Source organism: Niastella populi, assembly GCF_002078015.1.
Classification (GTDB): Bacteria; Bacteroidota; Bacteroidia; order Chitinophagales; family Chitinophagaceae; genus Niastella; species Niastella populi.
On record NZ_LWBP01000189.1, the window covers coordinates 17,568 to 40,911 of the forward strand.

General features: G+C 44.7%; 19 protein-coding genes. 12 read left to right on the top strand and 7 right to left on the bottom strand.

Annotated elements, in window-relative coordinates; translation table 11 throughout:
- The first annotated feature begins 33 nt into the window (after positions 1-33).
- Complete coding sequence (locus A4R26_RS18825) at positions 34-795, top strand: menaquinone biosynthetic enzyme MqnA/MqnD family protein (RefSeq protein WP_242674952.1); 762 nt, start codon at positions 34-36, stop codon at positions 793-795.
- Between the two features lie 97 nt (positions 796-892).
- On the opposite strand, the gene A4R26_RS18830 is transcribed toward A4R26_RS18825, so the two are convergent.
- Positions 893-3,322 (bottom strand): DNRLRE domain-containing protein, encoded by a 2,430-nt coding sequence (locus tag A4R26_RS18830; protein ID WP_081166390.1) that lies wholly within the window; start codon positions 3,320-3,322, stop codon positions 893-895.
- Positions 3,323-3,692: 370 nt separating this feature from the next.
- Here A4R26_RS18830 and rfbF point away from each other — a divergent pair, with 370 nt between their 5' ends.
- The 8 genes from rfbF (at position 3,693) to A4R26_RS18870 (ending at position 11,091) form a co-directional block, all read left to right on the top strand.
- Positions 3,693-4,472: a glucose-1-phosphate cytidylyltransferase gene (gene rfbF / locus A4R26_RS18835; protein WP_081166394.1), complete on the top strand. Its 780-nt coding sequence runs from the start codon at positions 3,693-3,695 to the stop codon at positions 4,470-4,472.
- Positions 4,433-5,539, top strand: a complete 1,107-nt coding sequence (gene rfbG / locus A4R26_RS18840; protein WP_242674953.1) for a CDP-glucose 4,6-dehydratase — start codon at positions 4,433-4,435, stop codon at positions 5,537-5,539. Before rfbF ends, rfbG begins: the two co-directional genes overlap by 40 nt.
- Positions 5,536-6,081, top strand: coding sequence for a dTDP-4-dehydrorhamnose 3,5-epimerase (gene rfbC / locus A4R26_RS18845; RefSeq protein ID WP_081166409.1), 546 nt, complete (start codon positions 5,536-5,538; stop codon positions 6,079-6,081). The genes rfbG and rfbC overlap by 4 nt, the downstream gene beginning before the upstream one ends.
- 2 nt (positions 6,082-6,083) lie before the next feature.
- The gene (locus A4R26_RS18850) at positions 6,084-7,310 is read left to right on the top strand and encodes a class I SAM-dependent methyltransferase (RefSeq protein WP_081166412.1); all 1,227 of its coding nucleotides are present in this window, start codon (positions 6,084-6,086) and stop codon (positions 7,308-7,310) included.
- 132 nt (positions 7,311-7,442) lie between these two features.
- Complete coding sequence (locus tag A4R26_RS18855) at positions 7,443-8,300, top strand: NAD-dependent epimerase/dehydratase family protein (RefSeq protein WP_081166415.1); 858 nt, start codon at positions 7,443-7,445, stop codon at positions 8,298-8,300.
- A complete protein-coding gene (locus A4R26_RS18860; RefSeq protein WP_081166418.1) occupies positions 8,293-9,030 on the top strand; it encodes a cephalosporin hydroxylase family protein in 738 nt (245 codons plus the stop codon). Before A4R26_RS18855 ends, A4R26_RS18860 begins: the two co-directional genes overlap by 8 nt.
- A 12-nt stretch (positions 9,031-9,042) precedes the next feature.
- Complete coding sequence (locus tag A4R26_RS18865) at positions 9,043-10,095, top strand: glycosyltransferase family 2 protein (RefSeq protein WP_081166421.1); 1,053 nt, start codon at positions 9,043-9,045, stop codon at positions 10,093-10,095.
- 6 nt (positions 10,096-10,101) lie between these two features.
- The gene (locus A4R26_RS18870; RefSeq protein WP_081166424.1) at positions 10,102-11,091 is read left to right on the top strand and encodes a glycosyltransferase family 2 protein; all 990 of its coding nucleotides are present in this window, start codon (positions 10,102-10,104) and stop codon (positions 11,089-11,091) included.
- Here A4R26_RS18870 and A4R26_RS18875 read toward each other — a convergent pair.
- Positions 11,072-12,265 (bottom strand): glycosyltransferase family 4 protein, encoded by a 1,194-nt coding sequence (locus A4R26_RS18875; RefSeq protein ID WP_081166427.1) that lies wholly within the window; start codon positions 12,263-12,265, stop codon positions 11,072-11,074. The two genes, A4R26_RS18870 and A4R26_RS18875, sit on opposite strands and share 20 nt — an antisense overlap.
- A 2-nt stretch (positions 12,266-12,267) precedes the next feature.
- Positions 12,268-12,954, bottom strand: a complete 687-nt coding sequence (locus A4R26_RS18880) for an NAD-dependent epimerase/dehydratase family protein (protein WP_081166430.1) — start codon at positions 12,952-12,954, stop codon at positions 12,268-12,270.
- A gap of 202 nt (positions 12,955-13,156) precedes the next feature.
- On the opposite strand from A4R26_RS18880, the gene A4R26_RS18885 reads away from it, so the two are divergent.
- Together A4R26_RS18885 and A4R26_RS18890 are read left to right on the top strand one after the other, a co-directional pair.
- On the top strand, positions 13,157-16,072 hold the full coding sequence (locus A4R26_RS18885) for a sensor histidine kinase (protein ID WP_081166433.1): 2,916 nt from the start codon (positions 13,157-13,159) through the stop codon (positions 16,070-16,072).
- A 22-nt stretch (positions 16,073-16,094) separates the two neighbouring features.
- Complete coding sequence (locus A4R26_RS18890) at positions 16,095-16,844, top strand: LytR/AlgR family response regulator transcription factor (protein WP_081166436.1); 750 nt, start codon at positions 16,095-16,097, stop codon at positions 16,842-16,844.
- Between the two features lie 14 nt (positions 16,845-16,858).
- Here the strand turns inward: A4R26_RS18890 and A4R26_RS18895 are convergent, their stop codons facing one another.
- On the bottom strand, positions 16,859-17,980 hold the full coding sequence (locus tag A4R26_RS18895; protein WP_081166439.1) for a glycosyltransferase: 1,122 nt from the start codon (positions 17,978-17,980) through the stop codon (positions 16,859-16,861).
- 49 nt (positions 17,981-18,029) lie between these two features.
- Positions 18,030-20,666: a YfhO family protein gene (locus tag A4R26_RS18900; RefSeq protein WP_081166442.1), complete on the bottom strand. Its 2,637-nt coding sequence runs from the start codon at positions 20,664-20,666 to the stop codon at positions 18,030-18,032.
- Positions 20,667-21,010: 344 nt separating this feature from the next.
- Here A4R26_RS18900 and A4R26_RS18910 point away from each other — a divergent pair, with 344 nt between their 5' ends.
- Positions 21,011-21,784 (top strand): queuosine precursor transporter, encoded by a 774-nt coding sequence (locus tag A4R26_RS18910; RefSeq protein ID WP_081166450.1) that lies wholly within the window; start codon positions 21,011-21,013, stop codon positions 21,782-21,784.
- 144 nt (positions 21,785-21,928) lie between these two features.
- Here the strand turns inward: A4R26_RS18910 and A4R26_RS18915 are convergent, their stop codons facing one another.
- Both A4R26_RS18915 and A4R26_RS18920 read right to left on the bottom strand, forming a co-directional pair.
- Positions 21,929-22,426: a GNAT family N-acetyltransferase gene (locus A4R26_RS18915; RefSeq protein ID WP_081166453.1), complete on the bottom strand. Its 498-nt coding sequence runs from the start codon at positions 22,424-22,426 to the stop codon at positions 21,929-21,931.
- 12 nt (positions 22,427-22,438) lie between these two features.
- Positions 22,439-23,176, bottom strand: a complete 738-nt coding sequence (locus A4R26_RS18920) for a PrsW family intramembrane metalloprotease (RefSeq protein WP_081166457.1) — start codon at positions 23,174-23,176, stop codon at positions 22,439-22,441.
- Positions 23,177-23,344 lie beyond the last annotated feature (168 nt).

A 23,344-nucleotide genomic window follows, 5' to 3' on the forward strand; every position in this document is an offset into this window, starting at 1 on the left:
CAGAGTACCTTTGTGCCCGCAAAATTAAATCAATTGAATAAGATTAAGGTTGGAATTGTTAATTATCTCAATACGAAGCCTTTAATATTTGGAATTCAGCATGCGCCGGTGGCAGGTGAGTTGTTATTGGTAGAGGATTATCCCGCTAATGTTGCGCGGATGCTGATGGAGGGAACAATTGATGTGGGCCTGGTTCCCGTGGCGGTGATCCCGCACCTGAAAGAGCACCATATTATTACCGATTACTGCATAGGTTGTACCGGAGCCGTGGCCTCGGTGGCCATTTTTAGTGAAGTTCCTATTGAAAAGGTAGAAAAAGTACTACTCGATTATCAAAGCCGCACATCGGTGGCGCTGGCTAAAGTGTTGCTGCGCAAATACTGGAAAACAGAACCGAAGCTGGTGGACACAAAGGCCGATTACCGCGCTTCTATCAAAGGCACTACCGCCGGCGTGGTCATTGGCGACCGCGCGCTGGAACAACGCAAAGTGAGTACCTACCTGTACGACCTCGGCGCCGCCTGGATAGATTTTACCGGTTTACCGTTTGTATTTGCTGCGTGGGTGAGCAACAAACCTCTGCCGGCAGATTTTATTGCTGCGTTTAATGAAGCCAATAAGATCGGGCTTGAAAACATTGACCGGGCAGTGGCTGAGCATCCTTATGAGATTTACGACCTGCAAACCTATTACCGGCAGAACATCAGCTATGAGCTAACGGCGGAGAAGAGGAAGGGGCTGGATAAGTTTTTGGGGTTTTGTGCTTATGAAAGTATTATAAAAACCCACGGATAACAGGTGAAAATAGTTTAATTGATAACGAAATGTTTTGGGTATAAATAAAAAAACCGCCCTTAGTTACGGGGGCGGTTTTTTATTTAGAATATTCCGGTTACAGTACCATTATTTTAAACGTTTTAATGGTGCCGCCTACTTGTATTTTCACATAATACTGACCGGCCGGAACGCTAACCCGGTTAATATTAAAGGTTATTACGTTCACACCCACATAATAAGAAATCGAATGTTTGAGCACCTGCTTCAGATTGCCACGCAGATCATAAAGGCTGGCAGCCCCTTTTTGAGCGCTGTTGGTATATACCCATGCCAGCAATGGTCCGGTTGTTGGGTTGGGATATAATTTTACTTCTACATTGTTGCTGTCGGCATCTTCGATCTGGTAACAGATCTCGAGGCGGGGCTTCAGCGAATCGGGCGCCTGGCCTGAATTGAAGATAAGGCTGTTGTAGTATTGTTCAGACTGCAAACGCAGCAACATACCATTGTTCTGCTCAGGATGTTTCACCCATGTTTGTACGAAGTCTGTTATATCAACCACATAGTTTTGAGCCGTAGACGAGCTTTGCGTTAATTGTTTTTGCCGTGCGGTTGTGGTTGCCGGTTGATTGTTCCAGCCGGTGCCGCCTACTGTCCACGGTGCCGTTACCTCTTGCAACAGACCGGTATTATTGCTGCCGTATGTTGGACTGCCGTATACTCCATTGATGTTGTTGGTTTTGGCGTATAAGTGCAGTTTAGCGCTTGTAATTCTTGTATGGGTGGGCAAACTGCTCAACTCATAACGGAACAGTGATCTGAAATCACAGATCGGATAACCTCCGGCATTGCAGGTCCAGGCCGCAGCGCCCAGCTCTGGTTGGGTGGTGTCTGATGCAAACGGTGCGTTGCTGTCGAGGAACAATTGTTTGAATTTGCCGCTGACTCTGTCGCCTCTTACAATCAACGATTTGCTGTTGGTACAGGCTGGTGTGGTTGACGGTGTTCCAAAAATGGTGATCTTTCTGCAGTATGAACTTTCGCAACCTCCTTCATATTTTATTGTAACGCAGATATCATAATTGCCATGGGTAGAATAATTATGTGTGATGCTGTAATTTGTATTGGATGAAGTGTAACTTATACAGGTATCTTTTCCATCCCCAAAGTTCCAGCAGATCAGTACCGGTTTTTTATTCCCCGAGTTCCAGGTGTGGGCGACGAATAATTTCTTTAGCGGGTTGTTTTCAATAAGTGAGTCGGTGAAATTGCCGCGGCAACTGTCTGTACCAGTTACGGGAACCGTGTAGCAGATCTCAAGGCGGGGCTGCAGGCTTGAATCTTTAGCCTGCCCCGAGTTAAATACCATGCTATTGTAGTAGCTCTCGGCCTGCAAACGCAGCATCATGCCATAATTGCTATCGGGTTTGTTCACCCAGGATTGTACAAAATCGGTTACATCTACTACATAGTTCTGGGCAGTGCCGGTGCTTTGCGGCAGGGTTTTCTGACCGGTTGTTGATACCGCCGGTTGGTTATTCCAGCTTACGGTTGCCAGGTTCCAGGCCGATGTTGCTTTTTGCAGCAGGGCGGTATTGGCTGTACCAAAGGTTGGATTGCCGGGATTGCCATTGATGTTATTGGTTTTTGCATACAGGTACAGTTTGGCGTTGGACACCACTGCATCGGCTGGTATGCTGCTAACATCGTACCGCAACATGCTTCTGAAGTTACAGGTTGGGAACCCACCGGCGGAACAGGTCCATGCAGCGGCAACAATTTCGGGCTGTGCGGTATCGGATGCGGTTGGGTGCGAGGTTCCCATAAGTGCCTGTTGAAATTTTCCGCTGAAAGGATTTCCTTTTATAACCAAGGAATTATTGCAGGTTGGTGGTGGCGCCGGTTCCGTGTAGCAGATTTCGAGCCGGGGTTGCAGGGTTGAATCTGTAGCCTGTCCCGAGTTAAAGATCATGCTATTGTAATAGCTTTCGTTTTGCAAACGTAAAAGCATTCCATAATTGGTATTGGGCTGGCCTACCCATGATTGCACAAAATCGGTTACGTCTACGACGTAATTCTGAGCCTGACTGGTGCTTTGAGGTAATGTTTTCTGGTTGGTGGTAGTAGCGGCAGGTTGGTTAAGCCAGCCCGTGTTTGCCACCGTCCAGCTGGTCGTTACTTTTTGTAACAGTGCGGTATTGGCTGAACCGTATGTGGGGGAGCCATAATAACCATTGATCGCATTGGTTTTCGCAAACAGATGTAGTTTGGCGCTGACAACTGTTGCATTAGCTGGCACACTGCTTACATCGTACCAGAACAGCCCCCTGAAATTACAGGTACTATAACCGCCCGATGCACAGGTCCAGGCAGCGGCAACGATTTCAGGTTGCGACGTGTCGGACTGGTAGGGGCCCTTGGTATCGAGCAGTAGCTGTTTGAATTTTCCACTTTTTGCATTGCCACGAATGGTAACACAGGAGGTTTGTGAAAAGCCATTAATGAAAATGCTGGTTAATGCAATTAATAAGTAAAAATATTTCATTTTAAAAAGTTAGTTAACACAATATTCAAAAAGTAAGGTATCAACAATTTCTGTTGCTGTATTCAAAAATTGATATCTGTGCAGTTTTGGCCCAAATTCGTGCAGTTTTGGGCAATAGATGTGAAACGGGAAACCGCTGATAACTGTACTTTCTCGCCGGGCATCGCGAAAGCAATGATGACTGAAGGGAGAAGCGCAAGGTTATCTGGGTATTCAATGTGACCTGAACTGCCCGGGAATATTCGTTTGAAAGTATTGATAACGAATATAATATAAACTTATTTCTGGCCGTCCATTTTTTTTAATTTAAGGGTTTTAATTGTGCAAAATAACTGAAATACAGTTAGTTTTGCAGCAATTTTTAAGCGTTATGAAAGTTGTCATATTTGCCGGTGGGCTGGGTACACGCATTGCGGAAGAAACAGATACCCGTCCCAAGCCAATGGTTGAAATTGGCGGAAAACCAATTCTTTGGCACATCATGAAAATTTACGACCAGTATGGCTACGATGATTTTATTATCTGCCTTGGTTATAAAGGTTTTTTGATAAAGGAATATTTTATGCAGTACTACCTGCATAATTCTGATATTACCATTGAGCTTGGCAGCAACAAACTCGATGTACATTATACCAATTCAGAATCGTTTAAAGTTACCCTGGTAGATACCGGGCTCAGCACCAAAACCGCCGGCCGCCTTAAACGCATTCAGAAATATATCGGCAACGAAGATTTTATGCTTACGTACGGCGATGGCGTTTCTGACGTTAATCTGCCCGAACTGGTAAAATTCCATAAAGCGCATGGCAAGAGCGCTACGGTAACCGCCATTCAGCCCGAAGCCCGCTTTGGAGGAATGGAGATCGGTGATAATGGCATCGTAAATACTTTTAAAGAAAAACCCAAAGGCGATGGCAAATGGATAAACGGTGGTTTTTTTGTGCTTCGTCCTGAGGTTTTCAAATACCTGAAGGATGATGCCGATGATACCATGTGGGAAGACGACCCCATGGAGCAATTGGCAAAAGACGGCCAGTTGATGGCTTTTAAACATCATGGGTTTTGGAAATGTATGGATGCCATGCGCGATAAACTGGAACTGGAAGCATTATGGCAAAACAATCAGGCAAAATGGAAAATCTGGAAATAGGGCAGCAGTTATCGACTTATTATAAAAACAAAAAAGTTTTTGTAACCGGGCATACCGGGTTCAAGGGCAGTTGGTTAACAGCTACCCTTCATTCGTTAGGCGCTGTTGTAAAAGGATATGCGCTGGCGCCTGATTATGAAAACGGTTTGTACGATCTGCTTCAGCCGTATAAGACAGGGGAGAGCGTAATTGCCGATATCAGGGATAAACAAAAGCTGGTTGCAGAGATTTCAGCCTTTCAGCCCGATTATCTATTTCACCTCGCCGCCCAACCCCTGGTAAAACGCTCCTACGAAATTCCTGCGGAAACCTTCGATGTGAATGTGACCGGTACGGCCAATGTACTGGAAGCGGTGAAGGGGTTGCCCGGTAAATGCGCGGTGATCGTTATTACCACCGATAAAGTATACGAGAACAAGGAAAAAGATATCTTATATAACGAGCAGGACGTTTTAGGCGGTTACGACCCCTATAGCGCCAGTAAGGCCTGCGCCGAACTGGTGGTAAGTGCTTTCAGGAATTCTTTTTTCAATACGGCAGAATACGATAAACATCTGAAGGCCCTGGCCAGCGTACGCGCCGGTAACGTGATCGGCGGGGGCGACTATAGCCGCGACCGTATTGTGCCTGATATCGTGCGCGCACTGCAAAAGCAGCAAATCATTCCGGTACGCAACCCGCATGCCGTACGACCCTGGCAACATGTGCTGGAGCCAATTGGCGGTTATTTGTTATTGGGCGGGTTATTGAACGGGGCGCCGCTGCAATTTTCAAAAGCCTATAACTTCGGGCCGCTGCCCAACGATCACCTTACGGTAAAGGACCTGGTGCAAAAAGCGATCGGTGTATGGGGAAGCGGCTCCTGGGAAGATATGTCGCAACCAGACCAGGTGCATGAAGCAGGGTTGCTGAAGCTCGATATTACCCGTTCCCGAACTGAATTGGGATGGCAGCCCCAATGGGATGCCGCACAGGCCATTCAGCAAACGATTAACTGGTATAAACAGGATGCGGGCAAACGGGCCGAATTTACATTTCAACAAATCAAAGCCTACTTTGCCAGATGATCTTTACCCCAACGCCATTGACCGGGAGTTATGTGATAGGTCTTGAGCCTTTCACCGATGAGCGGGGATGGTTTGCCCGTTTTTATTGTGAGAAAGAATTTGAGCGTTTAGGGCATACCGGAAATTGGGTGCAGATGAACCATTCAACCACCTATGCAAAAGGTTCGTTAAGGGGCATGCATTACCAGCTGCCCCCGTATCGTGAAATAAAAATGGTTCGTTGTATTGCCGGAGCGGTATACGACGTTATAATAGACATCAGAGAAGGGTCGGCTACTTTTTTACAATGGTTCGGCACTGAATTATCAGCTGCAAACAAAAACATGTTGTATATACCCGAGGGGTTTGCCCATGGGTTTCAATGCCTCACCGATAATTGTGAGCTCATTTATCATCATACCGAGTTTTATACCCCGAATGCAGAAGGGGGAATTCGTTTTGATGATCCTATGGTAAATATTCAGTGGCCCCTGCCTGCAGGCGTGCTTTCTGCAAGAGATGGCGCGCACCCGTACCTTACTGATGATTTTAAAGGAATTTAACTATGCAATGCAGATTTTGTAAAACCGATTTGAAGCATGTTTTTATCGATCTGTTCAATTCACCTGCTTCCAATTCATTCGTGACAGCCGAACAATTGAACGAGCCCGAAACATTTTATCCGTTAAAGGTGTTCACCTGTCATCAATGCTATCTGGTGCAGGTTGACGAATACAAGAAATCAGACGCTATATTCAATAGCGATTATGTATACTTCTCCTCTTATTCCACTACCTGGCTGGCGCATGCCCGCGAATATGCCAACAAAATGGTAGCCCGGTTTGGTTTCAATGCCCAATCACAGGTGATTGAAATTGCCTCCAACGACGGGTACCTGTTACAATATTTCCATCAGAAAAATATTCCGGTATTGGGTATTGAGCCCACTGCCAACACGGCCAAAGTGGCCATTGAGAAAGGTATCAGTTCCGTTGTTGATTTCTTTGGGGTACGGCTGGCCAGCGAACTGAAAAAGAAGAACATTCAGGCCGATCTGTTACTGGGTAATAACGTGCTGGCGCATGTGCCCGATATCGTTGATTTCGTAAAAGGCCTGAAGCTGGCGCTGAAACCACAGGGCGTCATTACCATGGAGTTTCCGCACCTGATGCAACTGGTAGAAAATAACCAGTTCGATACCATTTACCACGAGCATTTTTCTTACCTGTCGTTCAGCACCGTTAAAAGAATATTTGCTGCACAGGGGCTCGGGTTGTTCGATGTGGAAGAACTGCCAACGCATGGCGGCTCATTGCGTATATACGCCAAACACGCAGAAGATGCCGGCAAACCCATTGGTGAGGCAGTAGAGCGATTGTTGCAAAAGGAAGAAAGCAAGGGCATGAACAGCCTTGCTTATTATGATAACTTTCAACAAAAAGCACTACAGGTTAAACTCGACCTTACCGAACTGCTGATAAAACTAAAACGCGAAGGGGCAACAGTAGCCGCCTACGGGGCGGCCGCCAAAGGTAATACCCTGTTGAACTATTGCGGAATCAAGAGCGATCTCATCGATTTTGTAGTAGATGCCAATCCGCATAAACAGGGGAAATGGTTGCCGGCCAGCCATATTCCGGTTGTGAATGAGGCGCATTTAAAACAAACAAAACCTCAGTATGTGATCATATTGCCCTGGAACCTGAAAGAGGAGATCACCAGGCAACTGGCTTATATAAAAGATTGGGGCGGCCGTTTTATTGTGCCCATTCCTAAAGTGGAAATTGTATAAGGTGCTATGAAACGTCCATGGCAAAGTTTTCATTGAGACACATAAGGAAATGAAAATTTAGCTATAGTAAGTTCCCCGTTCGAACGGGTCGTCCGGGCGGGCATCTCGCCAACACCCAATAAGTATTTTCAGATGAAAAAAGTATTGGTTACCGGTGCTACCGGGTTTATCGGGAACTATGTGGTTCAGCAATTGGTGCAGCAGCGATGCGCCGTAATTGCCAGTTCCGCCAATGAGCAAAAAGCCGGCACTTTTTCATGGTACAACCAGGTACAGTACATTCCGTTTAAACTGGAAGACGCCGACCCGGCCGTTGATTATTACCGGTTCTTCAATGAACCCGATGTAATGATACACCTTGCCTGGGAAGGGCTGCCCAATTATAAGTCATCTTTTCACACCGATATTAATTTACCGCGCCATTTCACTTTTCTGCAAAACCTGGTGCAGCATGGGCTTACCAACCTGGCTGTAACCGGCACCTGTTTCGAGTATGGCATGCAGGAAGGGTGTTTACATGAAGCGCTCGAGGCGCGCCCCGATAATGCATATGCCCGGGCCAAGAATGAGCTTCGGCTGCAATTGCAACAGTTACAACGGCAAACCCCGTTCATGCTTAAGTGGATACGGCTTTTTTATATGTATGGAAAAGGACAAAACCCGAAATCCTTACTTTCGCAGTTGGATGCGGCGCTGGCCGCCGGTGAACCGGTATTTAACATGAGTGGGGGAGAGCAGGTGCGCGACTTTTTACCGGTTGAAAAAGTGGCCGAATATATTGTAAAGATCGCATTGCAGGAGCAGGTTACTGGTATCATCAATTGTTGCAGTGGGGAACCGGTCACTGTCAAAGACTTTGTAAAAAACTATCTGGCGCGGAAAAACCAACAGATTGCGCTTAATCTGGGGCACTATCCGTACCCTGATTATGAGCCCATGCGTTTCTGGGGCGATAATACGAAACTAAAAAACATTCTGACTAATGAATAACCCGATCAAGGCATTTATTGAAGAAAGAAAACAACGCGTCGATACCAATGGTAATAACGATAAATTGAAGCAGGCGGCCGAGGCGTTCAATATAGAGTCGAACAAAAGCCAGTACTCTTATAACTTTTCATGGATGGGCCGCCCCATCATTCAATACCCGCAGGATATGATCGCCATGCAGGAGATCATCTGGGAAATAAAACCCGACCTCATCATTGAAACAGGCATTGCCCATGGCGGCTCTTTGATCTATTATGCTTCATTGCTTGAACTGATCGGTAAAGGCGAAGTGCTGGGCATCGATATCGATATCCGCGAGCACAACCGCAGGGAAATTGAAGCACACCCCATGTTCAAACGTATTAAAATGATCCAGGGATCTGCAATAGACGAGCAGCTTGTTGAACAGGTGAAGGAAGTGGCGAAAGGAAAACAAACCGTATTGGTTGTGCTTGATTCAAATCATACCGAGGATCATGTGCTGAAGGAATTGGAGTTGTATTCGCCTTTTGTTACCCTGGGTTCTTACATAGTGGTGTTCGATACCATTGTTGAAGATCTGCCGGAAGGGTATTTTAAGGAAAAACGCCCCTGGGGCATTGGAAATAATCCAAAGACCGCGGTGTGGAAATTCCTGAAGCAGAACAATAAATTTGAAATAGACGCTGCCATAGATAATAAGCTGTTGATAAGTGTTGCACCGGATGGTTATTTGAAACGTATTAAATAAACCAGGAATAAAATGAGCAGCAGCAACGAACAAAAGCATAACACCAGTCCCTGGGTTACCTTTTGTATGACTACATATAAGCGTCCTGATTTTTTAAGAGATCAGATCAATGAACTGTTTAAACAAACGTTCACTGATTTTGCTATAATCATACATGATAACGATACAACGGCCAGTGCAAAAAGTGTAGTAGAATCGTTTAACGATCCAAGAGTACAGTACTTTACCAATGAAGAGAACCTTGGTATGGTTAAAAGCTTCAACAGAAGCCTGGCGCGCGCTACCTCGCCATATGTGGTAATGATAACGGATGACGACCCGGTGTATCCTGATATGCTGCAAACGGTATATGACCTTACCATTCAATATCCCGGTTTTGGTATGTATTATGGAGGTTGTAATATCATGTATAATAATCCGGAGGTGGCCAAACCATCGAGGGGGAAAGTGGGAATGAATTCATGCCTGGCCGATCTGCCGATCGATACTGTTCGTACTTTTTCGGGGCAGCAGTTCCCTTTTGCCTTCTTTTCAGGTGAAACAGGCCATATGTTGTGGTCGTGTGGTATCGTAAAAAGGGAAATTGCGCTGGCAGTTGACGGTATGCCCGATTTCGGTTCGCCCTATAATACCGATTTCGGGTATATGGTGCTTTGTGGCGCCCGTGAAGGTGTTGTTTTGCTGAATAGAGCATTGGGACATCAGGTGGTGCATGGGGCCAATTATGGGTTTACCGAATCTGATTTTGAGAAATTTTACATAGTACCCGAGGCCTGGATAGCGTGGATACAGCAGCGGTTACCCCAAAAGAATGATTATACGGGCTTGCAAAAGCTGATGGAAGAATATACCGGGCGCTGGGTTGTGGCTTATGCCATGTCCATAAAAAGATACCTGAATGATAAAAAGTTAACAAACGATAACTTCAACAAATTCGTCAGGAAGATATTCAGGATTTCTTACCTGCGTAAATGGAAAATGAAATACCTGCTGGCTGTACGGTTTCCGAATTTATTTGAATTGTTGATCGAGGCAAAACGCAGGATGTTTGATCGTAAACGATAATTAATCATGTTTTCATTCAGCATTATATTACCTGTACGCAATGGCGGAGAATATGTGAAAGAATGTGTTCGAAGCATTTTACAGCAGGGGGGGATGGATTTTAATCTCCTCGTGCTTGATAATTGCAGTACTGACGGAACGGCTGAATGGATTGAAGCGTTGGGCGATGAACGGATCACTATCTATCGTTCGGCAAGATCGTTGACCATCGAAGAAAACTGGGGTAGAATAAAAGAAGTGCCTAAAAACGAGTTCATGACCATGATCGGTCATGATGATGTGTTACTTCCGAATTACCTGCAGGAAATGGATACCCTGATCGCCAGGCATCCACACGCCAGCTTATACCAAACGCATTTCAATTATATTGATGAAAAAGGGGAATTGGTAAGGCCATGTTTGCCAATGGACGAAGTGCAATACGCCAGTGAATTTATTGCCTGCCAGTTTGCAAGAACAATTGATAGTACCGGTACCGGTTACATGATGCGTTCCGCTGATTTTGATGCAGTAGGGGGGATGCCGGTTAATTATCCTAACCTGATCTTTTCAGATTATGAGCTGTGGGTTAAATTAATGAGCCGCGGGTATAAAGCTACCTCGTTGAAGAATTGTTTCTGCTACCGGGTGCATCAAAGCGTTTCCACTACTACGAATGGTATGTTGTACCAGGACGCTTTTATGAAATACATGCAGTTTTTAAAAACAGTGAGGCTGGAATATTCAACGATAAATGAGGTGATTGACAGGTATGGTAAACAATTTCTACTGTATTATTGTGAAAGCATGTCGCACAGGTTATTGAAGACGCCTGTTTCAAAGCGCAGCCTGCGCGTGGGTGAATTTATAAAAAGATGTGAAACGCTCGCCGCAGAGATCATTCCGGGTGAGCGTTTTCAGCCCCTGGATGTATTCAGGATCAGGATTGCGATGCTGTTAGACCGGTCTTTTTTGGGAAGAAGTTTGTTCAAAGTATTCAAAAAGCTGGTTCCATAGGTAATTGCAACAGCTGCCTGTATGATCTGCAGAATTCCACCCTGCTAAAGCGCTCGATAGCGATAGCACGGCTCCTTTCACCGAGTGCAATTCGCATCGGCTTGTTATTCAATAACTCTTCTACGTATTTACAGCCTTCTGCAATTATTTCCTGCTCATCAGTTGACTGTATCAGCAGGCCATTCTCTAAATGGTGAATGTAGTTGGGAATGCCATTCACTGCCGTTGAGATGACAGGTTTTCCCCTGGCCATCATTTCCATAACTACGATGGGTAAACCCTCATAGGCCGAAGTCAGGATCAGCACATCGGCATGTTCATATATTTTTTCCATCAACGCATCATCCTTTACATTGCCATAAAACTTGCAATAAGGATAGTTCGATGGATCAATGACATTTCTTACATCTCCAACAAGATTGAATTTTACTGGCAGCTGTTTACTGTTTATTTTTTCAGCAATCGCCGCTACGAGGTGAACTCTTTTTTGTGGAGCGCCCCGGCCTATAAAATAAACCTCCAAATTGTTATTATCGGTTGGGGTGTATTGTGGGATATCGATGGCATTATCTATAAAATAAAGCTTTTTATAGTAGTGTTCCGCCAGTTTGTTGTCGCTGTATTGTTGCGCTACCTGCTGTTTCAACGCTTCAGTACTAAATATCCTCGCGTCGATGCGGTCAATAAAGCCAATACTGTAAGGTAGCCAGGTGGCCAGATGACAAATTTCCGCACACCTGATCTCTTTGCTGAGGTGCGGAATGACTTTATAAAAAAACAGGCTTTCGCCGCCAATAACTATCGCTCCCTTCTGCTTATTTATCCATGTTGCCAGCAGGCCCCGGTAAAAGAAATTAACGAAATGTATCAATTTGTAATCGATGAGGCGGTGAAGATCCAATGTTCTTACACCTTCCATTACATATCTATCTTTGAAAAGTCCGTTTTGAGGTTTTTTGGAAAAGATAATAAGTGGCTGTTGGTCTTTTACACACCTGGTCAGATCTATATTGACCATTGGAGAGCCCCCGATATCGGTGTTTGGAAAAAAAAGAAAAATACGGTGTTTCGTTTTTAAAGGGAAAATATATCCGCAGATCCTGCCCAGCAGCACAAATGGGAACATACCTATACGCTCAAGTAAAAGTTTTCTTTTTGCCTCTTTGTAAATCATTATTAATTAAAATATTTGTGCAATAGGCCTGGCAAATATAATTCATTAAAACTAATATTCAGTTCGTTGAAAAGGGGTTCAATGGCCGTTGTGTCTATTACCGGACTACTGCCTTTTTCTTCAAAAGTGTAAACACCTTTGGTGTGAAAGTGGCTTTCGATGGCTGCGATGATCGTAGTGACCGGATAGTTGACCGGATTGGCGATATTTATTATGCTGTTGCGAAAAAGCCCGTTTTTAAGAATATGATCACAAATGGCATACATATCGTCTATATCGAGTAAATTTCTGGATGCATATTTCCAGATAGCGAATGGCTTTTTTTCCTGAATGTGCTGAATGAAAAAATTAAAGACAGTGTGTGTATTTTTCGTTCTGCCTATGGGATTAGATACCCTGAATATGAGATATTTTTTTGCGTTTGTGGTAATGACCTCCTCCATTTTTAACTTATGTAAAACATAAGCGGATTGACGCGTAGAGGGATCATAGATACTGCAGGTACTGAAATATACCAGTGTTTTTTCCGGATTAGCTTCGATCGTATGCCTTAACAGGTTATCTTCTCTTGAATAAGCAGCAGCTTCTATTGTTGTAGAATCAGATACGCCTGAGGCAAAGATGGTATAGTCATTGTTTGTCCCATAGTTCCCGAATCTTTGTGCGATCATACCATTTCCAATAACCATGCATCCGATTTAAAATGTTTTGCTCGATACGGCGCCCTTTCCGGAGCGTCGTTCCCTTAAAAAGGTAGACAAAATAATGCAATTTTACAGCAACTTGCAAAATTCTGTATTTTCATGGATGTATAAAAAACAAGCAGATCGGTAATAGGTAAAATGACGGGCAACTTTTCTGAACCGGGGCTGCTTTAAACTTTTTGGCCTTATGATTGGCAGAAGACTTTCTTTTTTACTGTTTTTTTTATTTCTGTACGTATGGCCTTTCGTTGTGCGTAGCCAGGAATTCAGTTATACACGTTATGATACCAGGGACGGCCTGGCCGGCTCTACGGTGTTTTGTATATCGCAGGATAAAGAGGGGTTTTTATGGTTTGGTACCGAAACCGGGTTAAGCCGTTTCGATGGCACTCATTTTAAAAATTTTACCCGGGAAGACGGGCTTCCCGACAATGATATTATACAACTGTTTGCCGATTCAAAAGGCCGGGTGTGGCTGGCGCCGTTTCATAAATCAATTTGCTATTATTATAAAGGGAAAATTTTCAATAGCGAAAACGATACCCTATTGAAGAAACTAACGATCCATGAACATGTATTGCGGTTTGCAGAAGACCGGGAGGGGAATATACTGTTACAGGAATTTTCGAGGTTACATTTAATTAAAACGAACGGGGAAGTTACCACCATTATGAAAAATGGTAATGAACCGTTGGGTTATTTATCGTTGATCAGTAGTCGCCCTGAAGGAGGATTCTGGGTGCTGCTGAATGATAAATTCTATATTTTAAAAGATAATGGGTTTACGTTATGGAAAACCGTTGAATTCCAGGTGAAACATTATAACTATACGGCAGGCAAGAGCGCTTTGTTGATGTGGCGAAATACCCCCCGCGAATTGTCTGCAATTTCTACGCACAATGGCAAAATGGCAAAATTTCATCTGGTAGCTGAAAATCACCAATATATTAATACTGCAGCAATCGATGATCAGTATATAGCCAACTGCTCACAAAATGGCGCCTGGGTTTGGTGTGTGAATAACCCTGATAGTGTGCAGCAGTACCTTCCCGGCATTTCGGTTTTGAACATGTTTAAAGATTCGGAAGGCAACTGGTGGTTTTGCACAATTGGAAAGGGCGTATTCCGGCTGAACTCAGCCGTTGCATTGAATCTGCAATTTCCATCAAAAGACCGGCAGGATTTTAGGGTAATATCAATTTTAAAGTATAAAGACTGGTTGCTGACCGGCACTACATTGAATAGCATTCATGGTTTTCCGCTTAATGCGGCAAAAATGGTAAACCGGCAGGTTTTCAGACATCCCAGTCAGGGTTCAAAAATAATCGTAACCTCAGTTGGCGATAGCTGTGTCATCGTCGGAAGTGATTCTTACATTGCAAAATTGTCGCCAGACCTTACTCATTTTACTTCAAAGCTGGAAAGGTTTACTGTTAAGGATTTCTGTTTGCACCGGAATGCGCTATTGGTAGCCTCTGAAAAATGCGTGTTTTCTGTTGACCAGCTGACATTCAAAGTGATCGATACGTTATGGCATTCCCGGGCCACCTGTGTTTTTTCAAATAACGATACCATTTATATAGGTACACAGAATGGTTTATACCGGCTCGATCCTGACAGAAAAAAACATTTCGTGGGGGCTGCATTGAAAGAGTTGCAGGGCCGCATCGTTGCCGTTCGTGAAGATGCCAATCATGTACTATGGGTAGCTACTGCCGGCGATGGTTTGATAGCCTGGAAGAATGGCCAGCTGATTAAACGTATTTCCCGTAATAATGGATTAACCAGCAGTATTTGCCGGACCCTTTATTTAGATAAAGGGAATCTTTGGGTAGGCACCCATACAGGATTGAATAAGGTACATGTATTATTGCCCGGCTTTCCGATTGAAAAGTATACTACCAATGATGGGCTGTTATCGGATGTTATCAATACGATTTTCGTAAATGATAATAAAGTATATGTTGGAGGTCCGGAGGGTGTCTCGCTCTTTGACGAAGGGAAAATGGCGCGGCAGTCCCGATGCGATCTGCGTTTTACCGGCATCACAATTGAAGGAGAAACCTTCCATGCCGGCGAAGCCCCTACGGTGATTGCGCACGAGAAGAACAATATCAGGTTTAATTATGTAGGTATTTCCTATAAATCAAATGGCGATATTCGATACCGGTACCGGTTGCTCGGGCTCGACAGCACCTGGCATGAAACCCGGGAAACTTTTGTGAGCTATCCCACACTACCTTCCGGCAATTACCAGTTGCAGTTGCAGGCCATCAACAAATTCGATGTTTCCAGTAACCTGCTTACCACGGCATTTTCCATAGAAAAATTGTTGTACGAGAAAACCTGGTTCCGGATATTGTTTGTCATGGTATTCCTGGCTGTAACCGGTTTTATAACATGGATCTTCATTCGCCGTGTACGCAGGCGTGAGCAGGAAAAAACCAGCTTTCAAAAAAGGATCAGCGATCTGGAGCAACTGTCGCGCAAAGCGCAAATGAACCCGCATTTTATTTTCAACAGCCTTAATTCCATACAGCAATATGTAATGGACGCCGATGTAGCCGGCGCCAATAAATTCATTTCCGGGTTTTCGCGGCTGATAAGGCAAACGCTCGATTTTTCCTCGCGGCCTGAAATAAGTCTGGAAGAGGAACTCGATTATCTCACCAATTACCTGGATATTGAAAAAACAAGGCTGGAAGATGCTTTCTCCTGGTCGATGCAGATAGACCCTGCTGTTGACCCGGCCGAATACTACATACCACCGATGATATTGCAACCGTTTGTAGAAAACAGTGTCAGGCATGGTTTGCGGTTTAGGCGTGATAAAAACGGTGTTGTAACGATCAGCGTAAAACGAGAAGGAAACCATCTGATATGCGTGCTGGAAGATAACGGGGTGGGCCGGAAAGCGGCTATGCAGTATAAAAGTATTTCACCTATCAATTACCAGAGTAAGGGGCTATCATTAACCGCCGACCGTATTGCCATGTTCAACAAGGAGCATAATGAAAAAATAAATATGACCATTGAGGACCTTGAGGATAATTTTCACAATTCCCTGGGGACCAGAGTGACAATAAGTTTTCCGGTTTTATAATATATTTATTTTTCTTTGCTGTATGATTAACGCCCTGATTATAGATGACGAACCCAAGAACATCCGCATTTTACGTGGGTTATTGAACGAAAGTTGTCCCGAAGTTCGGATAATAGGCGAAGCCGTTAGTGCTGAAACGGCTATTCCCCTTATTGCCGAAACCCGTCCCGACCTGGTATTTCTCGATATTGAAATGCCGCATGGAAACGCCTTCGATCTGCTCGACAAGATAATGCCGATCGATTTCGAGATCATATTTATTACGGCCTTCGACGCCTACACGTTAAAGGCATTCAAATATAGTGCGCTCGATTACCTGCTAAAACCGGTGAGCATAGATGAATTGAAAACGGCGGTGCAGAAAGCCAAAGAACGCATCCGTTTCAAAAACATCAACGTGCAATTGCAAAACCTGATGTTCAATATCAACAAACCGAATTCCAACCTGCAAAAAATTGCCCTGCCCAATAACGATGGGCTGGTATTCGTTCAGTTGGCGCAGATCATTCGTTTTGAGGCCAGAGGCGGTTATACCTATGTGCATACAACCGAAAATCAGAAATACGTTTCATCGAGGATCATTAAAGAGTACGAAGAGATTCTGCCCGCCGAGATTTTCTTCCGCATCCATAACTCCCATATCATAAACCTGAACTTTGTAAAGAAATACCATAAGGGCAGGGGCGGGTTAATTGAAATGAACGACAATGCATTAATAGAAGTAGCCACGCGGCGTAAAGATGAATTTTTAGCCCGGTTTGGTATAAAGTAATAAACCGTGCTAAGTTATTTTTCAATAAATAAGGCTGCTTTTTTAGCAATATTATCCCAATAAAAGTGATCGAAAAAGGCTGGCGGTATATCATTTTTACAGGTTGAAAGCCGAATGATATTTTCGGCAAAACCATCTATGGTGTCATCGGTTATTTGAAGCTTGCCATTGCAAATGGCTGTATCAATTCCTATGGCGCCATGGCTGGTCGACACAGCATTCAAATTATTTCCCAGTGCTTCTACCAGTTTAGTTTTAATGCCACCTCCCTCGAAAATGGGATTTAAAAAAATATCGGCTCCCTTAAAATAGGTTGTAATGTCTTCTACAAAACCGGCAATGATTAAATGAGGCTGGTTTAACTGCTTAATTGGAGGCGGGATGTCTTTACCGCAGATGAGCATGGTGTATTTAAAAGACCCCTTCTTTTGCAGGGAAGGCAATACATCATGAATGATCCTTTCAAGGCCATTCAAATTAGGCGTATAACCGAAGGCGCCATTGAATAGTAAAATACAATGATCGTAAGGAATGCCATGCCGGCTAAGCAGGATTTGCCGGGCAAACCGTTTTTCTTCAATGGCGGGAGGCGTTTGCCATTCGATGCCATAGGTAATGGTTAAACACCTGTGAGGTTGCAAATTAAAGTGTTCAATAGCATACAGGCGGTCGCTATCCTGCATGAAAAAATTGAAGTGCGCCTGTTTGTGTATAAACTTTTCATAATGCCACAATAGTTTCCACCACCATTTATCCAGGATCTTCCATCGCAAACCTTCTATATTATGCGACCTTATAATCAATTTTACACCGGTAAACCGTTTTAATAACAGGCCCAGCCAGCCCAAATAAGGATGTTCCAGTTGAACATGTGTGACGTGCCGGCGGCGAATGACCTTTCGAATGGTAAAGAATGTGAAGGGATTGATATACCGGAGCGGCGAATTGGACCAAGCCGTAATTAACTGGTACCCTTCGGCCTGCCCGGGATCATTGTTCCGGGTAGTGATACAGGTGAACTGTACATGCCGGGCCAGGTATTTGTTGAATAATGCAATGGCCCTTTGCCCACCCATAACCGGTGGAAAAATTTTATAGGAAACGAGGGAAGCAATATGTATCTCACTCTCTTTCATAAAAGAAAATACCCGTTGCTACCGATAGCAACGGGTATAATATGTTAATCTACTGCTTGCTTTTTTTGACGCCCAGCCATATCTGCCAGCCAATATAAGCTGCCAGAAGCAAGGTCAATAACCAGCCTGTAATGGCAGATATCGTGCTGCCGGTATTGTATGCGGTTGGTTCAAATTTAAATTCAATAGTGTGTTTGCCGGCGGGTATCAACAGGGCGCGTAACACATAATTGGCTTTGGCAATTGGCGCCGGTTTACCATCGATGTAGGCTTTCCATTCCTTATAGTAGATCTCACTGAACACAGCTACATGGGGCGCATTGCTGTTGCTTTCGTATTTAATGTTCTCGAAGTCGAAGGCTACCTGTTTAATAGACGCGCTGCTGTCGGCAGGAACTGCTCCGGTTAAAAGCGGTTTGAAGGAATTATCGACGATAGCTACGGTTGCCGGATTGAAATTGTTAAGGGCAGTCATTTCTTCCACGGGACCATTTACATATTTTACATTTTCGACAAACCATGCATTGCCCAGTGCATTGGGATTGGGCACCGCATCAACCGAGTTGGTTTGGCGATTCTGCTCGATCCGGTACTTGACATTGAGCATGTTGATCACCGCCTGGTTTTCCCCGTTCATCAACTGGTAGGTCATCAAATCATCGTAAATGCCTAACCGGGCGGGGTGGTAACCGCCTATTGACTTGTGATAATATGAGGTGCGGGAGTCACCCTGGAACGGATCGCCTGCCGTTGTATTATAAACCCGGAAGTTGGGATCGGTATCTTTCAGTATTTCCTCGTCGGCAGGTGTAAGCGGAAATACCGACGCCTCGTAATTTTCCCTGCTGCCGAAACTGAAACTGTTCAGGTATTTACTATCGATGATCAGCAGGTCGATGACCGTTACCAATCCAATACCCACCAGCATCATCATTGCGTTTATCTTTTTTAAGGCATACAGGTATAAAATGCCCAGGCCTATAAGCACAAAGATCAGGGAGCGGAGTATTGTTTCGCCAAAGGCCTTTTGACGGTCTTCCCGCAAAGCGGTGACTATGCCACGTGCAACGGCAGGATCGGCTTTTGCCTGAAATAAAAAGTTTTCAAATATCCTGTTATCTGCCAGTGCGGGAAACGCGCGGTTAATGGAGTCGAGGGCTGCCATCGTTGATGGGGTCATGCCACCGCTCATTACCTGGGTTACGGCAGAAGTACGTTTTTTATTCTCATTGGCGTAATCTGCCGAAAAATATATGCCTGCAGCCACCAGGAATACGCCGCCGGTTATCATAGCGGCCTGCTTCATTATTTTAAGATCGACACTGCCTGTCGATACCAGCTTCTCCAAACCGAGGGCAGCGCCAATGGCCACTACCATTCCGGTAATTTCCAGCGCCATGGTTGGTACCCTGAACTTATTGTAGAATGGCAGGTAATCGAACAGGAAATAATTGAATGAAGGAAAATGTTTCCCCAACGCCAGTAATATTCCCAGTACGGCCGCTGTCAGTATCCACCATTTGTGTTTCCCATCGAGGTAGACCATGGCAAATATGAACAACAAACATACTACTGCGCCCAGGTAAATAGGGCCTGCTGTAAACGGCTGATCGCCCCAGTATAAATTGCCGCTTAACTGAAAGGCTATATTCGTAGCCTGCTCTTCGGGCAGGTTTAGTTTTTCCTGCAGATGTTTGGCCACATGTGAATTCTCATCGAGTTTGGGATACATGAACTGATCGCCATCTCGTTCGGCATAATGTTGGCCATAGCCCATAACGCCGGGAAACATGAGGGTCAGTGACTCCGTCCACCCGTAGCTCCACTGGAACGCATAATCTTTACTCAATCCTTTTGTTTTACTGCCTTCCACCACATCTTTCGTGTTCTCTTTTTTATCAATCACCAACTGACCGCCGCGTTTCGATTCTTTCGAATATTCGTACACGGTCAATAGTACTACCGCATTGAACAGGATGCCCAATGTGCAGGCTACTATTGCCAGGCCAGCTGCCTTTAATTTAGGAATCCCCTCTCCGGAACGGAAAGCCCGGATCAGGAAGAATAGTGACATAATGCCGATCACCAGGAACATATAGTAACTTATCTGCTGGTGACCTGCTGCTATTTGCAATGCAGAGAATAATGCAGTGGCAATAAATCCGCCGATATATTTTTTCTCGAACAACAGGATAACTCCACCCAATACCGCCGGTGCATATGCCAGGCCCAGCATCTGGGTGTCGTGCCCCGCGGTTATAAAAATAGGAAAGGTTGTACTGTAGGCAAACGCAAGTCCGCCAATAACAGCCACCCAGGGCCGGATACGGAGGCAAATACAAAGAAAATAAAAACAAATGCAGGCCAGGAAAAATATGTTAATGGGCTTGGGTAAACCCAGTTTTAATATTGTGTCCACAAGAAATGTCGGCGTCCAGGGACCATCCATGCCAATCTGGTAAGCAGGCATACCAGCATACATACTCGGTGTCCATAATGGATAATGGCCGTGTTTTTCCTTGTAAATGTCTGACTGGTGAACCATGCCCTGCCAGTTCATAATATCGCCCTGCTTCATCACGGTATCGCTTTCCAGCGCGGGTTTACAGAAGATAAGGGCTACTATCAGAAAGATAGCAACGGATATCAGATGTGGCATTACCTGTTGCCAGAGTGTTTTCTTCATTATTGCAAATAATTAATAGTTGGGCAAAATAATGCAATTTTACAGCAAGTTGACTATATGCAAAGTTTAATATTTTTCAGTCGGGTGGCTTTTATTTGTAATGTTTGCTTTGTGTTGGTGTGGGTAATGCGGTATTATCCTGTATTGGAGGAGGGGCGGCCTTCCGATGCGGTTTCGCTGGTGCTTATCCTGGGCATTTTATTCGCATTTGCGCTGAATATAATAGTGAACCTTTTCCTGCTTGTATTTATCTTGCGGCGCAGGCCCGTTTGGAAACATTTCCCGGGCTGGCTTATAATTGCTAATTTTCTTTTTTTATTGCCCCAGATAATACTTTTTTTACGATGATCCAATCTATTATCAAGGATAAACCTACCCGGCTCTTTGTATTTTTCAGCGCTTTTTTTGTAGCCAATGCCCTGATTGCGGAAAGTATTGGCACAAAGTTGTTTTCCCTCGAAAAACTCTTAGGCGTTCCGCCCGCTAATTTTACCCTGTTTGGTCAGTCGGGCCTTGCCTTTACCCTTACCTGCGGGGTTTTGTTGTGGCCGCTGGAGTTTGTGATGACTGATATAATCAATGAGTATTATGGGCCCAAAGCCGTGCGCCGCATCAGTATCATTGCGGTAATTCTTATTTCATATGCCTTCGTAATGTATTACCTCGCTATTCATGTGCCGGCGGCCGATTTCTGGATAGGCAGTGGAAAGGACAAAGGCATTCCCGATATGCAGAGCGCTTTCAATGGCGTGTTCGGACAGGGGATGCGGATCATAGTGGGTAGCCTGGTGGCCTTTCTCGTAAGCCAGCTGGTTGATGTGGCTGTATTTCATAAAATAAAGAAACGCACAGGTGAAAAACATGTATGGTTGCGGGCAACCGGTTCAACCGTAGTGTCTCAGCTGGTTGATAGTTACATTGTATTGTTCATAGCTTTTTCGGGCATCTTTACCTGGCAGCAGATCCTGGCCATCGGTATAATGAACTATACCTACAAGTTCATTATGGCCCTTGCACTTACACCGGTTATTTACCTTGTTGAAAAAAGAATAGAAATTTACTTTGGTCCTGAGCTTACCAGGAAGATGAAACTGTCAGCCATGGGACAGGAAGCCTAATGGGCAAATGTGCAAATGGGAAAATGAGAAAATGAGAAAATGTGCAAATGCTTCTGTGCTGACGGTTCTTTTATTTCCAAAGCTCACGCGTAAGCACTCTGCAACCTTGTATTTCATTTGCACATTTTCACATTTGCTAATTTGCTAATTGTGTATTGGCTTCTCCATCACATAATCGACCATAAAATATCCATTGCCTATATCGATATCTTCTTCCTTCACAATGTTGAATCCCAGCTTTTCATAAAAAAAGCGGGCTTTGTTCTGGCGGTTGACGTTCAGGCGCAGGGTGTGCATGCCTGCGGGTTGCAGTATGTTCACAATATGATCGATCAGTAGTTTGCCAATGCCTTTGCCCTGTGTTTTCTGATGTACGTAGATCTTATGCAGTTTGCAAACACCGGGTTCAACGGTTGAAAAAACCGCAAACGCCACCGGTTCGCCATCGAGCTCGGCCATTAAAAAAGTATGCTGTTGATTAAGCATCTGGTCGCGCAGCAGGGCCTGGTCATAAATAAGGTCGAGCATATAGTCGAGCTGCTCCCGGGAAAGTATTTCACCATAGGTTCCCGGCCATATTTCCCGGGCCAGCCTTTCTACCGTAACAATGTCATCAACGTTCGCTTTTCGGATGTTTACCATGCCGCAAAAATATTATACTTCGGTGATTGATCCATTGCTTTTATGATAGTGCTGGCGCGAAAGTTCTTCATGCAGTCTGATCGACCTGATCGATATCCTGATAGCGATATACCACATCACCAGTGCACCGCTGATGAGCAATCCGTTCGATACATGGCGTTTTACCTGTGAGCTGTTCTGCAACATAAGAAAGAAGTCGAACGCCCCGTGAAAAAAGATGGCCAGCAGCAAACCCTTTACTGAATGTTGAATGGAGTGGGGTTTATCGAATTTGGCCAAACCTACATGATAACCCACCAGAACGGCGAAAGCGCCATGGGAGGGAACCGATAAGAACATACGCAGAATACCGGTCTTGAAACCATAATTCAATACGTAACCGATATTTTCGAGCGTGGCAAATCCCATGCTGATCATTACCGAATAGATGATGCCATCGAAAGGTTCGCTAAATGCCTTGTTGCGGTAGGCATAGGAGCGAAGCATAAGGTATTTGCAGCCTTCTTCACTGGCGGCAACAATAATAAATGAGAGTAAAAAGTAATACCAGATAGTGAAATCGGGGAACTGCAGATACAACACCGGCCGCAAACCGTTTTGAATATAAATGGCCGGGGCGGTGGCAACCATGCCCAGCAAAAAGGAGATCAGTAAAGGCTTCAGCGGCTCCCTGTCGTATTTATCCCTTGAGTAAATATACAACGTAATGGCAGCGCCGGGTGCTATGGCCAGTGCTAATAAGGAAAGCATGGGTTTCTAATGTGTTTTTTCCTGGGGGATACAGAAGTGGTACAGGGGCCAAGATACAACTTCAGTTACACTTTCTGCAATTGTATGTTCACTGGTGCTGCTGGCGGCAGACGGGAGACGTGAAACGGCAATCGGCAGACGGCAGACCTTAGCGCGGCCTTCACGACA